We start from the raw sequence: 14,142 nt of genomic DNA, 5'->3' as shown, positions 1-14,142 counted from the left end.
CTGTACCCATGCCGAACACAGAAGTTAAGCATCACAGCGGCGAAGATAGTAGGCAACTGCGAAAATAGCACGCTGCCAGTCCATGTGAGGGAATAGTCATTCTATTCCCTTTCTTTTTTTATTTTGTATACTGAAAGAGAACTACCTTGTCTCATCTGGTGGTTCCTTTTTATATGATGTATTCGATAATAGTCATCAAATATTAAAATAATGATCAACTTAAATAATATTTATTTATATTAGTTTAAATGATAAATTGAAAGACTCAAATTATTATACTTATATAGAAAAATATGTGATTTTTATAACTTTTTATATAAAGCAAAAGTATCTAAAAACTTAATAAATGTTAATATAGAATTTAAATTCCTTTTTAAAATATTTACAAAACACTTGTTATAGTGTTTTTATTTTTACAATTCTTTACAAAATGAAGATATTTAACTGAATTTTATAAATGCTATACTTTACTCGCTAAGGAGGAAGTATGAAAATGAAAAATAAATTTTTTAAATTGGGGATGAGTGCTCTTGTTGCAGCAACATTTTTAACAGGATGCGCTGAAGAAAGCACACAAGCAAAGGTTGATTTAAATTCGATGACAATTGAAGAAATTACAGAAAAAGCAAAAGAAGATGGAGAAGTCAATTCTGTTGGAATGCCTGATACATGGGCTAACTGGGTTGAAACATGGACAGAACTTGAAGATGAATATGGAATTAAACATACGGATACAGATATGTCTAGTGCAGAGGAACTTGCTATTTTTGCAAATGAAGCAAGTGATGCAACAAAAGACATCGGTGATGTTGGACAATCATTTGGGCCAGTTGCAGAAGAACAAGGTGTAACTTTACCTTATAAAACATCATATTGGGATTCAATTCCTGATTGGGCTAAAGATGATAATGGTGATTGGATTATAGGATACTATGGTACAATTACATTTATTACAAATACTGATCTTGTTGATCAAGCACCAAAAAGTTGGCAAGATGTTTTAAATGGAGATTATACATTAACAATTGGAGACGTTTCAGTAGCAACTCAGGCACAAAGTGCATTATTAAGTGCTGCTATCGCTTTTGGTGGTAGTGAAAGCAATATACAGCCTGGTCTAGACTTTTTCAAGACTTTAGCTGAAGAAGATCGATTAGATATGGGAGACACAAGTGTTGCACGTTTAGAAAAAGGTGAAATAGAAGTTGCAGTTTTATGGGATTACAATTCATTAGGATATCGTTCACAAATCTTAGAAAATAATGCCAATGCTCATTTTGAAGTATCAGTACCAACAGATGGAGCAATTCAAAGTGGATATTGTACAATTATCAATGCCTATACAAAACGTCCTTATGCTGCTGCATTAGCAAGGGAATATATTTTATCTGATGAGGGACAGATTAATTTAGCTAAAGGTTATGCGCGTCCAATTCGTGATGATGTAGAATTACCAGAAGATGTAAAGGCGATGCTTTTACCAGATGAACAATATAAAAATGCACGCTTTATTGAAGATCAGGAAGCTTGGGATCAAGCTGTGTCAGATTTATCAACATCTTGGCAGGAGGAAGTTGTTGCTTATGCACAATAATAAAGTTGTATTTGTTTTATTAGATGGATTACAGAGTGAATATGCTAGAGAGCATTTAGGTTATTTAGAACATTTATGTGAACATAAAAAGGCGGCTAAATATGAAGTGCTAGGTGAATTACCTAGCGCTTCACGCCCTATGTACGAAACAATTTTTACTGGATTACCAGTATATGAACATGGAATTACAAATAATAATATATGTCGATTATCTAATCAAATCCATATATTTGAATTACTTAAACAGAATCATAAAAAAAGTCTAGCATTAGCATATTATTGGATTAGTGAGCTCTATTTATCAGCACCATTTAATAAGTTTCAAGATGTCTATCATCATGATCCAAAGTCTTATATAGACCAAGGTTTTTTCTATTATGAAGACACTTATCCAGATAATCATTTATATGCATTATCATCAAGTTTAATGTCACATGATCAATATGATTTTGTGTTTATACATCCAATGGGTATCGACGATGCAGGCCATAAATATGGTGCAGGTTCACAAGAATACGCGCAAGCAGTTATTCAAAATGATAAACTCCTTTCAACATATATTCCACAATGGATTAAAGATGGGTATAGTGTTGTGGTAGGTGCAGATCATGGAATGAGTGAAAATGGTTATCATGGTGGTAATAGTCATCAGCAACGCACCACAGCATTATATATTATTGATCAACGCATTGTGAATGGGTATCATTCACAAGTTCTCACAACATTAGAGTTTGCGCCGTTGCTTTGTTATTTATTGGATATTCAAGCAACTGAAAAAATGAAACCTTTGGAGGTGAAACGTATTCATGAAAGCAAAAAAGAACTATAAATTTTATCTGTTCGCTTTATTACCCTTTTTTATCATTGTCTTATTATTTGAAATATTACCATTAATTAATATTGTGATAGAAAGTTTTTCAAAGACAGGTGGTGGAGGTTTTACTCTAGACCATTTTGTTAAAATTTTTAGTACACGTCTATATCAACAGTCTATTTATAACAGTTTATGGATATCTATTTTTTCAGCTGTTGTTGGTATATTTATTGCATTTATTGGTGCAAAAGCAGCACATAATGCCAGTCCTAAAATAAGAAATGCTTTCACTTCAGTATTAAATATTACTAGTAATTTTGCTGGAGTTCCATTAGCTTTTGCTTTTATGATTTTATTAGGAAATGTTGGTATATTAACATTAATTGGAAAAAATTATGGAATAGAATTTTTGGCTAATTATGATTTATATACGATTAATGGTTTGTTATTAACTTACATTTATTTCCAAATTCCATTAGGAACTTTATTGATGCTTCCTATTTTTTCAGGATTAAGAAAAGAATGGAAAGAAGCTGTAGGATTATTAGGTGGAAACAGTTTTCACTATTGGTTTAAAGTTGCAATACCATCATTATTACCAAGTATATTAGGAACATTTTCAGTTTTATTTGCCAACTCATTAGCAGCTTATGGAACAGCATATGCATTGTTGAGTAATAATATTTCTCTATTACCAATTCGTATTTCTCAACAATTTGTTGGTGAAGTTGTTCAAAATCAAGAATTTGGTTGTGCTCTTTCATTGGTCATGATGGCTTTAATGGTTATTTCAGTTTTAATTACAAATAAATTACAAAAGAAATCAGGTGGTGTCCAATGAAATTAAAAACACAATTATGGGATGGATGTATTTTATTTATTATCGCAGCATTTTTAATTATACCATTAGCTTTAACTTTCTTATATTCTGTTTTTACAGCATGGATGGATATTTTACCAACTGGTTTTACTCTTAGCTTCTATTCAGAAATATTAACAGATGGAGCTTTTATTAATTCATTATTAAGATCTTTAGTTATTTCTTTTGTGCCAGTGTGTATTTGTAGTTTGGCTATATTATTAGTTCTTTATGTGACAACATTATATATGCCAAAATTAGAAAAGTATATTGAAATTTTATGTAATATTCCATATGCCATTCAAGGTGTTATTTTAGCAGTAGGTATAATTTCACTATATTCAGGTAAACCCGGCTTTTTATCAAATCGTCTTTTTCTTTTAGTAGGAGCTTACTGTATCATTATATTACCATATACATTTAGAGGTTTAAAAAATACAATTGGCGCATTAAATGTGAAATGTGTTGTAGAAGCTGCACAGGTGTTAGGATGTTCTCAACTTCATGCCTTCTTTGCAATTATTATTCCACAAATGAAAAATGGAATTATTTCAACAATGATGTTAGCTTTTACAATGTTATTTGCAGATTTCGTCGTTGTTAATATGATTGCTGGAAGTGCGTTTAGAACAGCAGGTATTTATTTATATCAAACAATGTCAAAATCAGGACAATTATCAAGTGCAATTATCGTTATTCTTTTTATTACAACATTTATCATTTCAACATTAACATTAATGATTCAAAATAAAGCAGTCACAAAGAGGGGGAAAAATTAATGGCATACATTGAATTTAGAGATATATGCAAAAGCTACGATGGTGAAAATCAAGTTTTAAAAAATATTCATTTAGATGTAGAAAAAGGTGAATTAGTTACATTACTTGGACCAAGTGGTTGTGGAAAATCTACATTATTACGATCTTTAGCAGGATTAGAGCAGATTAATTCAGGGAGAATTATATTAGATGGTAAAGATATTACAGATGTACCAGTTCAAAAACGTGGTATAGGGATGGTTTTTCAACAATACTCATTATTTCAAAATATGAATGTAGAGGAAAATATTGCCTTTGGTTTAAAAATCGCAAAAGTAGATAAAAATCAGATAGCTCAAAAAGTACAGCGTGCTATTGAAATGGTAGATTTGGTAGGAAAAGAAAAAAGTTATCCGAGTCAATTATCTGGTGGACAACAACAACGTGTAGCTATCGCAAGGGCAATCGTTATGGAACCAAAAGTTCTATTATTAGATGAACCATTAAGTGCAATTGATGCAAAATTAAGACGTGAGTTACAGGAAAAAATCAAACGTGTACAAAAAGAGTTAAAAATTACAACTATATTTGTAACACATGATCAAGATGAAGCCATGATTATGTCTGATAAAATTCATTTAATGAATGGTGGAATCATTGAACAAAGTGGAAATCCTGTAGAATTATATACACACCCTGTTTCTAAATTTGCGGCTGAATTTATAGGACATTATAATATATTAGATAATCATCAATTAAAAACATTGCTACCAAAACAAGACTTTGATAATCATTATTATGCAATTAGACCGGAAACCATTTCTATTCAAAATGAACCAATTCAAGATCAAAATGTCTATAGTTTTGAAGCAAAAGTTAGTCACTATATTTCAAGAGGAAATGTTTTACGATATACATTAAATTGTCATGATGTTATTTTAAAATCAGAAACATTGTTTAGAAGTTTTACACTGTTTGATGAAGGACAAAAAGTGTATGTTGGAATTGAGCCACATAATATTCTAGCCATTAGAGAATAAATGAAGACTGTTTAAAGACAGTCTTTTTAGACTATCAATGGAAATGAAAAAGAATTATAATAGGAGAGGGATGATAAAATATGATAAAACAAAATTTACACACACATTCACTTTATTGTGATGGCAAAAATACAATTGAGGACATGACTTTAGAAGCTATTCAAAAAGGTTTTACGATTTTAGGTTTTTCAGGACATGGGAATTGTCGAGAAATAGATGATTACTCTATGACTGATGATAACACCAAAAAATATATTCAAGATGTCCTTGAAGTCAAAGAAAAATATAAAGATCAGATACATATTTTTTTAGGTATTGAAGAAGATATTTTAGGACAAAGCTTTGAAAAAAATAATCCATATGATTATATTATTGGAAGTGTTCATTTTGTAAAAGCTGGTGAAGAATATTTAGCTGTTGATCAAAGTCAGGAAGTGACGCATAAGATTGTAGATTATTATGGGGATTTTTTAAGCTATGCTCAAAGTTATTATGAAGAAGTGAAAAAGATAGCTTATAGAAGTGATGTAGATATAGTAGGACATATTGATTTACTTACAAAGTTTAATGAGAATGAAGAATTTATTGATTTTGATGATCAGGAATATTTAAAATTAGCATATGAATGTATTGATATGCTTATTGGTCAAAAGAAAATTTTTGAAGTCAATACAGGTGCTATTGCCAGAGGACAAAGAAAAACACCTTATCCACATCATATACTATTAAAATATATTCATGATCATGGTGGGAAAATCTGTCTTAATAGTGACTGTCATCAAAAAGAAATGTTAGATTGTTATTATAAAGAATCTTTAGAATTGATTCAAGATTGTGGTTTTACATCTATGATGGTGTTAACAGATCAAGGATTTATAGAAAAAGATATTCAAGAATTTTTATAAAAATGGAGATAAATAATGGAACAGAATTTTAATTTACATACGCATACAACACGCTGTCATCATGCTGTTGGAAAAGATGAACAATATATTCTGGCAGCGATAGAAGCTGGAATGAAAACGATAGGATTTAGTGAACATATGGCCTATCCTCATGTAGAAATAGCTGCTGAACGTATGTATAATCGAGATGTTCAAGAATATTTACATACGATGTATCAATTAAAAGATAAGTATAAAGATCAAATTGAAGTATTAGTAGGCTTTGAAATAGAATATTATGATGATCAAAAAGATTATTTACTTAAAATGAAAGAATGTTGTGATTACATGATTATTGGACAGCATTTCCGCTATTTTGATGGATATAATTATGATTATTTTAATAATGATGAAGATGTCTTGATGTATGCAAATCAAATTCAAAGTGCTTTGGAACTAGGATTAACAAGATATATAGCACATCCAGACTTCTTTATGTTAGGAAGAAGACAATGGACACCAGCATGTGACAAGGCATCACAAATCATTGTTGAAGCGGCTAAAAAATATCATGCTGTTTTAGAAATTAACTTAAATGGTTTAAGATATGGGAAACTCTACTATCAAGATGGTTTGGCATATCCTTATCCACATCCAGAATTCTTTAAACATGTTACAAAAGAAAATAAAGTTTGTTTTGGTTATGATGCCCATCATCCTACAACTTTATTAGAACATCAACGTATAGATATATGCTTGGATCTTTTAAAAGATTATGATTTTAATTTTTTAGAAGATATTCATGAAATATTATGATGATGACTCTGTCATTGTATTATGCGTTATGGGAACTATATTGTATTCAATAATAAGAAATGTATAAAAGTATTTACATTGTTACAATAAAAATCCTATAATAAATATAAGAACAATGTATGGAGGAATTTAATTATGAAAACATATTTAGCTTTAGATGTTGGGGGAAGTTCAATTAAATATGCTTTAATTCAGGAAGATTCAACAATTTTAGAAAAATCTAGTGTCCCAACACCAATGGATACAATGGATCATTTTGTAGAAACAATAGGTACCATTTATGATCAATACAAAGATCGTATTGAAGGTATGGCTATTTCTATGCCAGGTATTATCAATCCTGAAATAGGTTACGCTTTTACAGGTGGAGCATTACGATATATTGATAAGATGAATATCGTAGATATTTTAAAAGAAAGATGTCCAATCAATATAACGATTGGTAATGATGCAAAATGTGCAGCCAATGCAGAAATTGGATATGGGAATTTGCAGGATATACAAGATGGAGCTGTTGTTATTTTAGGAACAGGGATTGGAGGATGTCTGATCAAAGATCACAAAGTGCATACTGGAAGACATTTTAGTGCTGGAGAGTTTTCTTTTGTGAAAACAAATTGTTTAGATGGTATTAATTGGGACTATGCATGGTCTACACGTAATGGTATTAAAGGACTATTGGAAAGAGTCCAGGAATCATTAGGAACTAATCAGGAATATACGGGTATAGAAATCTTTGATATGGCTAATGAAGGTAATGAGAAAGTCATTGAAGGTATTAGTCAATTTTGTAAAGAAGTGGCTACTCAAATCTTTAATGTGCATATTATTTTTGATTGTGAAAAAGTTGCGATTGGTGGAGGTATCAGTGCACAACCATTATTAATTGAGTTAATTAATAAACATTTTGATAATATTTTTGATCATTTAGGATTTGATGTTTATAAGCCAGAAATTGTTCCTTGTCATTATCGTAATGATGCCAATTTAATTGGAGCATTATATCAGCATATTCAAACATTTCAATAGATAAGAAAAGACAATGTTCATTTCACAAAGCATTGTCTTTTTTTATCGATATAATAAATAAGGTATCCTAAACATAAACCAATAAAATTTGTGATAATGTCAGTAATATCAAAAGTTCTAAATCCAATACAAAATAAGGAAAATATCATCTGTAATGATTCAATACCTATGATTGTCATCAATCCTATGAGCATTGTTTTTATAAATGAATATTGAAAAGACAAAGGGACAAGGAATCCAAAAGGTATAAACATAAATGTATTGAGAATAACATTTGTAATGGCACCACCATAATGATAAATGACATCCCGAAAAGGAAAAGTAAAATTGTGAACAGTAAAATGATGAAAATGATCAAATTGGGCATATTGAAAATCTAAAGGTAATAATGTGACAAATAAGATACCGATGATATATACATAGAGTAAAGTCCTATAAAAAAGGACTTTTTGTTTTTGATACTTTAAATATATAAAATAATAATAAATAGCTATAAAAATAATAATTTCAATAAAAAATTGAATGCAGATAGCTAATGTCCAGTTTCTTTGTGTTATTAACAAAAAATCACCTCATAAAAATATAATGAGAAGTCATATATAATATAAATATTTGATTTTATTGTTAATTATGTTAAATTATGTTGAAAAATAAAGAAATTAATTATATTTATGATATACTGAATATATAAGAACATATATTTATTACATAAAGGAAGGTGAAGGTTATGAAAAAAATATTAAAATTAGCGGTTTGTTTATTTATGATTATGGGCGTTGTTGCCTGTGGAGGAACGTCAACTGAAAAACAGGAAACTGTAGTGAAGAACTTTTTTGATTATTTAAAAGCAGGAGATATTGAAAAGATTTCAACAATATGTACTGATGATAACAGTGACGTTGATGATTTACTTTCAATCATGGAAAGTTTAGAAGAGTACATGGATGTTGAAACATATGGTCAAACATTTGTAGACGAAGCGAATAAGTTTGTTGATCATATTTTTGCCAATTATGTGACTTCATATGAAATTAATAGTGTAGAAGCAGATGGGGATAATTATTTGGTTATTGCTGATATTAAAATGAAAGATTACAATAATATAGATATTGATTCAGATACAACAACTATTATTGATAATTATCAGCAGGAACATTTAGACGAATTAAGTGAGCTAGCAGGTGATCAACAAGCGATGATGGAAAAAGTTTTTGCTGATTTAGCACCAGAAATCTTTGGAGCAATGACAAAGAAGATAGATGAAGCTGAAGCTATTGATACACAATTAAGATTTACTTTAGTTCCAGATGGAGAGAATTGGTTAATTTCTACAATTGAACAAAAAGAAGCATAAAACAACATAACTATAAAAGAAACTATTGAGGCTCTCAATAGTTTTTCTATGCCAGAAAAAGATTTCTCTTCATCAATGAAGTTGATATAATAATAAAACTAGGAGGAATCAGACATGATAAAATGCATTGTATGTGATTTAGATGGAACATTAATAAAAAAAGATGACACTATTGAGGAACGAACTTGTCAGATATTAAAAAAATGTATTGAAAATGGGATAGAGTTTATTATAGCAACTGGTAGAGATATTAATATGGTCATTGATTTTTTAGAGCGTTATCAGTTAGATTGTGATTTGATTTTAAATAATGGAACACAATACTGTAATAAACAACAGACATTCAATGAGATTTATCCAATGGATAATCAAGCATTTCAAAAGATATCTACAATTTTATCATCATATGGTTATTTATTAGCTATCCATACAAATCAAGGGAAATATTCTTTTGTAGATGCAGATGATTTTTGGGATTATCACTATAAATTATTGTTAGCTTCAAAAGATTATAAGGATTCATTACCAAAAAAGACTTTTACAACAAGAGAGGGATATTTAAGAGATTTTCATTATGCTAAGGATGCTCATGAGATCATTCAAAAGAATATTAAAGTTTTAAAAATAGATGCTAGACATCTGGATGCTTACTCTATTCAAGGGGTTAGACAACAACTAAATATAGATGGATTAGATATCTCATCATCTTTTGAAGATAATATTGAAATTACGAGTTCAATGAGTAATAAAGGTAAGTTATTAGAAAAAGTTATTGCAAAAAAGGGATATGCTTATGATGAAGTTGCTGTTTTTGGTGATGGAGAGAATGATCGACATATGTTACAAATGTTTCAATATTCTTTTGCACCTCAAAATGCATCTTCATCAGCTAAGAATGCTGCTCATTATTTGTTGACTTTAACAAATGAAGAAGGGGCCGTTTTTGAAGGATTAGAACAATTACAACAATTAGGTCTTTTAGCGATTTAAAGTTAAAAAATTTCAAGCAATAAAGTTGACGAAAAATGGAAAATTGATTATCATAAATATGGATAAATAAATCCATATTGAATAGGAGGAAAAAAGTATGGCAAAATTTGTATGTACAGTTTGTGGTTATGTTTATGAAGGAGATGCAGCTCCAGAAAAATGCCCTGTTTGTGGTGTTGGTGCTGATAAATTCGTTGAACAAAGTGGTGAAATGACATGGGCTGCTGAACATGTTGTTGGTGTAGCACAAGGTGTTAGCGAAGATATTATTAAAGATTTACGTGCTAACTTTGAAGGTGAATGTTCAGAAGTTGGTATGTATTTAGCAATGGCTCGTGTAGCTCATCGTGAAGGATATCCTGAAGTTGGTTTATATTATGAAAAAGCAGCTTGGGAAGAAGCAGAACATGCAGCTAAATTTGCTGAATTATTAGGAGAAGTTGTGACTGATTCTACTAAGAAAAATCTTCAAATGCGTGTAGAAGCTGAAAATGGAGCAACTGCTGGTAAAGTTGATTTAGCTAAACGTGCTAAAGAAGCTAACTTAGATGCAATCCATGATACAGTTCATGAAATGGCTAGAGATGAAGCTAGACATGGAAAAGCATTTGCTGGATTATTAAAAAGATATTTTGGAGAATAAGCAAAGAAATCAGTATTGCTAAGCATTACTGATTTCTTTTTTTTTGAGAAATACAATGGAGATAGTTACAAAAGATATTATTAAAAGTGGATTAAGAGAATATAATCGTCAAAAATTCAACATGCTCACTCAAAAGATTTAGCTGTTTACTTAGTTGAGCATGATCAAATTGTAGGAGGATTGATTGGATATACCCATGGAGATTAGCTTTTTATAAGGTGGTTATGGATTTCACCTTTATTAAGAAGACAAAATAAGGGAACAGAAGTATTATGAAAAGCAGAAGCAGTTGCGAAAGAGAGAGGCTGTCAATATAGTTTTCTAGATACATATGAATTTCAGGCACCAGATTTTTATATGAAATGAGGTTATCAGGAAATCTTCAGTATGCAAGAACATCCTGCAACAGGTAAACACTATTATATGAAAAAATCCCTTATTTAACCCTTATTTAAAATTTTTTTCAAGATATGTTATTTAGCTTGTGATTTGAATTCAATCTATCATATAATATACTTATCGAATAATTATAAATTAAGGGAGGAAATTATGTGAAAAAAAATGGAATTTTAGATGTTAAGTATTCTTTAACACAAATTCTTTACTTTGCATCCTACAGTGCTCTTATGGGATATGCATCTGTATATCTATTAGATCGAGGTGTGTCGAATTCTTTAATTGGAACGACTTTGGCATTGGTTAGTATTATTGCAGTATTTACGCAACCTATGGCAGCCTCAGCAGCTGATAAAAAAGTGATTAGATTACAACCATTAATTATTGTGATATTAGCTTTAGCCGTCATATTGTCATTAGGTCTGTATTTCTTTAAATTACCAACAATAATATTATTATGTGTGTTTGTTGGAGTTGTCACATGTATGATGACAATTCAACCATTATTAAATTCATTAGCATTTCTTTTTGAAAAATATGGTATTGAAGTGAATTATGGATTAGCTAGAGGATTAGGAAGTGCTGCCTATGCCCTTGCATCTGCTGTGCTGGGTTATCTTGTAGAAGATTTTGGAACAAGCATGATTCCATTATTCTATATTATTGGAAATATCTTATTAATTGTCGTTGTCTATACATATGTTGTACCAAAGAATCAAAGACATGTTGTACATCGTGAAGAGAATCAGCATGAAGAAGTTAAACAGGAACAATTATCATTCTTTCAATTTTGTTCAATATATAAAAAATTTATGATTTTTGTTGTGGGTGTTATTTTAGTTTTCTTTACACATACAATTATTAATAATTTCTTTATTCAAGTCATTACTCCTATTGGTGGAACTGAAAGTCAAATGGGAATCGCTGTATTTATTGCTGCAATTGTTGAATTACCAGCTATGGCTATGTTTAATGTTATGCGTAAGAAAATAGATTGTTCAACATTATTAAAAATATCTGTGATTATTTTTGGATTGAAACACTTATTAACTTTTTTAGCAACTAACGTCTTTATGGTTTATGTTGCACAAGTTTTACAAGTTGGTGCTTATGCTATCTTTATCCCTGCTAGTGTTTATTATGTTAATGAGGTTATTTCTAAACCAGATCTTGTTAAAGGGCAATCTATGGTTACAGTTGGAATTACAGCCAGTGGTATTATTGCTAACCTTGCAGGTGGAATCTTATTGGATACTATTGGTGTTCATGATTTATTAATGATTGGTGTTGTTGTATCTGTTATTGGAGCTTTGATTGTTTTCATGTCTATTGAAAAGAAAAGAGCTTCTATTGAATAGATCATAACGAGCATAGAAAAATCTATGCTTTTTTTATGCTTGTTAAGCATTATAATGAATAGATTATAAGTATTAGACATTAAAAAAAGACTTTTATATAATAGAAAAGTCAAAGGATGGTGGGGATATGTTTTCAAATCGTGCATTAAAAGAAATGATTGTTCCACTTTTTTTCGAACAATTATTAGTTATGCTAGTAGGGATAGCAGATACTTTTGTTGTCAGCTTTGTGGGAGAGGCGGCTGTATCTGGTGTTTCTTTGGTCAATATGTTTAATACAATTTTTATTTATCTGTTTACAGCATTAGCCTCAGGTGGTGCTGTTATCATCAGTCAGTATATTGGCTGTGAAGATCAAAAAAATACAGTGAAGTCATCCAGCCAGTTGCTTATGTTTTCTACTGTGTTTTCTATTATTATAGCTATTATAACATTGATATTTAATCGTCCATTATTAACGCTTTTATTTGGAAAAGTTGAAAATTCTGTTATGGAAGCTTGTGTAACTTATTTAAGAATATCTGCCTATTCTTATCCAGCCTTGGCTATTTATAATGCTGGAGCTGCACTTTATCGCAGTATTGGAAAAACCAGTACAACAATGTATATTTCTTTGATTTCCAATGTTATTAATGTGGTCGGAAATCTAATTGGCGTTTTTGTTTTGGATGCAGGCGTTGCTGGCGTTGCATATCCTTCTTTAATAGCAAGAACTTTTTCAGCAGTTGCGATTACAGTTCTCTGTTTTTCAAAAAGCCGTTTTGCTCATTACAGTAAAGAATGGATTTTGAAATGGGATGGACCTATGTTAAAAAGAATTTTAAATATTGCGATTCCTAATGGAATTGAAAACGGTATTTTCCAGCTTGTTAAAGTTGCATTAAGCAGTGTTGTCGCTTTATTTGGAACTTATCAGATTGCAGCGAATGGAATTGCTCAAAGTATTTGGTCATTAGCGGCATTGATTGGCTCAGCGATGGGACCAGTCTTTATAACTGTGATTGGGCAGTGCATGGGAGCCAATCAGGTCAAAGAAGCAGATTATTATTTTTATAAACTGATGAAATTAACACTTGTGTTATCTATTATCTGGAATGTTCTTGTCTTTATCATTACACCTATTTTTATGCAATTTTATCAGGTTTCAGAAGAAACACGACAATTGGTTATTATCCTTGTCTTCATTCATAATGTTTTTAATACTGTTGCCTTTCCATTTTCAGGACCATTATCAAATGGACTCCGTGCTGCTGGTGATGTCAAATATACAATGGTTGTTTCCATTGCTTCAACAGTTTTAGGAAGATTAATTTTCTCATTGATCTTTGCGATAGGATTGAACCTAGGAGTCATTGGTATTGCCTTAGCCATGTGTCTTGACTGGTCAATGAGAGGGATTATCTTTTATATTCGCTTTCGTTCAAAAAAATGGACAAAGTTTAAAGTTATTTAAATCTTCTTGTGATGAGAAGATTTTTTTTATAAAATAATCTAACCCTAGATAAATGTTGGTAACTATATTTAAAATATATTGATTATATGGTCTTAAATGAAAATTCATTTGTAAAGTCACTATATCTTAGCTCACACATGGAGTTCATGATCTT

General features: G+C 30.3%; 14 protein-coding genes and 1 rRNA gene. 14 read left to right on the top strand and 1 reads right to left on the bottom strand.

Annotation, left to right across the window (positions count from 1 at the left end):
• The 9 genes from rrf to B5E79_RS12375 all read left to right on the top strand — a co-directional run.
• Positions 1-81, top strand: a 5S ribosomal RNA gene (rrf, locus tag B5E79_RS14070); the annotation flags it as partial.
• A 412-nt stretch (positions 82-493) separates the two neighbouring features.
• On the top strand, positions 494-1,594 hold the full coding sequence (locus B5E79_RS12410; protein ID WP_087298240.1) for an ABC transporter substrate-binding protein: 1,101 nt from the start codon (positions 494-496) through the stop codon (positions 1,592-1,594).
• A complete protein-coding gene (locus B5E79_RS12405; protein WP_158094016.1) occupies positions 1,584-2,423 on the top strand; it encodes an alkaline phosphatase family protein in 840 nt (279 codons plus the stop codon). The genes B5E79_RS12410 and B5E79_RS12405 overlap by 11 nt, the downstream gene beginning before the upstream one ends.
• Positions 2,401-3,249 carry an ABC transporter permease gene (locus tag B5E79_RS12400; protein ID WP_087245807.1) on the top strand — a complete coding sequence of 283 codons (849 nt, stop codon included), beginning with the start codon at positions 2,401-2,403 and terminating at the stop codon, positions 3,247-3,249. The genes B5E79_RS12405 and B5E79_RS12400 overlap by 23 nt, the downstream gene beginning before the upstream one ends.
• On the top strand, positions 3,246-4,046 hold the full coding sequence (locus tag B5E79_RS12395; protein WP_087245805.1) for an ABC transporter permease: 801 nt from the start codon (positions 3,246-3,248) through the stop codon (positions 4,044-4,046). Before B5E79_RS12400 ends, B5E79_RS12395 begins: the two co-directional genes overlap by 4 nt.
• On the top strand, positions 4,046-5,065 hold the full coding sequence (locus B5E79_RS12390; protein WP_087245803.1) for an ABC transporter ATP-binding protein: 1,020 nt from the start codon (positions 4,046-4,048) through the stop codon (positions 5,063-5,065). Before B5E79_RS12395 ends, B5E79_RS12390 begins: the two co-directional genes overlap by 1 nt.
• Before the next feature lie 80 nt (positions 5,066-5,145).
• Positions 5,146-5,970 (top strand): histidinol-phosphatase HisJ family protein, encoded by an 825-nt coding sequence (locus B5E79_RS12385; protein ID WP_087298238.1) that lies wholly within the window; start codon positions 5,146-5,148, stop codon positions 5,968-5,970.
• A gap of 15 nt (positions 5,971-5,985) precedes the next feature.
• Positions 5,986-6,765, top strand: a complete 780-nt coding sequence (locus tag B5E79_RS12380; protein WP_087245799.1) for a PHP domain-containing protein — start codon at positions 5,986-5,988, stop codon at positions 6,763-6,765.
• 135 nt (positions 6,766-6,900) lie between these two features.
• Positions 6,901-7,794, top strand: a complete 894-nt coding sequence (locus tag B5E79_RS12375) for an ROK family protein (protein WP_087298237.1) — start codon at positions 6,901-6,903, stop codon at positions 7,792-7,794.
• A gap of 17 nt (positions 7,795-7,811) precedes the next feature.
• Here B5E79_RS12375 and B5E79_RS12370 read toward each other — a convergent pair whose 3' ends face one another.
• Positions 7,812-8,357: a VanZ family protein gene (locus tag B5E79_RS12370; RefSeq protein WP_087298236.1), complete on the bottom strand. Its 546-nt coding sequence runs from the start codon at positions 8,355-8,357 to the stop codon at positions 7,812-7,814.
• 164 nt (positions 8,358-8,521) lie between these two features.
• Between B5E79_RS12370 and B5E79_RS12365 the strand changes: the two genes are divergently transcribed.
• The 5 genes from B5E79_RS12365 to B5E79_RS12340 all read left to right on the top strand — a co-directional run bounded on the left by B5E79_RS12365 (position 8,522) and on the right by B5E79_RS12340 (position 13,988).
• The gene (locus B5E79_RS12365) at positions 8,522-9,148 is read left to right on the top strand and encodes a hypothetical protein (protein ID WP_087245793.1); all 627 of its coding nucleotides are present in this window, start codon (positions 8,522-8,524) and stop codon (positions 9,146-9,148) included.
• A 114-nt stretch (positions 9,149-9,262) separates the two neighbouring features.
• Positions 9,263-10,138, top strand: a complete 876-nt coding sequence (locus B5E79_RS12360) for a Cof-type HAD-IIB family hydrolase (RefSeq protein WP_087245791.1) — start codon at positions 9,263-9,265, stop codon at positions 10,136-10,138.
• 97 nt (positions 10,139-10,235) lie between these two features.
• Complete coding sequence (locus tag B5E79_RS12355; protein WP_087245789.1) at positions 10,236-10,781, top strand: rubredoxin-like domain-containing protein; 546 nt, start codon at positions 10,236-10,238, stop codon at positions 10,779-10,781.
• A 551-nt stretch (positions 10,782-11,332) separates the two neighbouring features.
• Complete coding sequence (locus B5E79_RS12345; RefSeq protein ID WP_241147498.1) at positions 11,333-12,535, top strand: MFS transporter; 1,203 nt, start codon at positions 11,333-11,335, stop codon at positions 12,533-12,535.
• A 127-nt stretch (positions 12,536-12,662) separates the two neighbouring features.
• The gene (locus B5E79_RS12340) at positions 12,663-13,988 is read left to right on the top strand and encodes an MATE family efflux transporter (RefSeq protein ID WP_087298235.1); all 1,326 of its coding nucleotides are present in this window, start codon (positions 12,663-12,665) and stop codon (positions 13,986-13,988) included.
• Positions 13,989-14,142 lie beyond the last annotated feature (154 nt).

The organism is Massilimicrobiota sp. An134, assembly GCF_002160815.1.
GTDB classification, from domain to species: domain Bacteria; phylum Bacillota_I; class Bacilli_A; order Erysipelotrichales; family Coprobacillaceae; genus Allocoprobacillus; species Allocoprobacillus merdigallinarum.
This window is presented reverse-complemented; position numbering and strand designations above follow the sequence as displayed.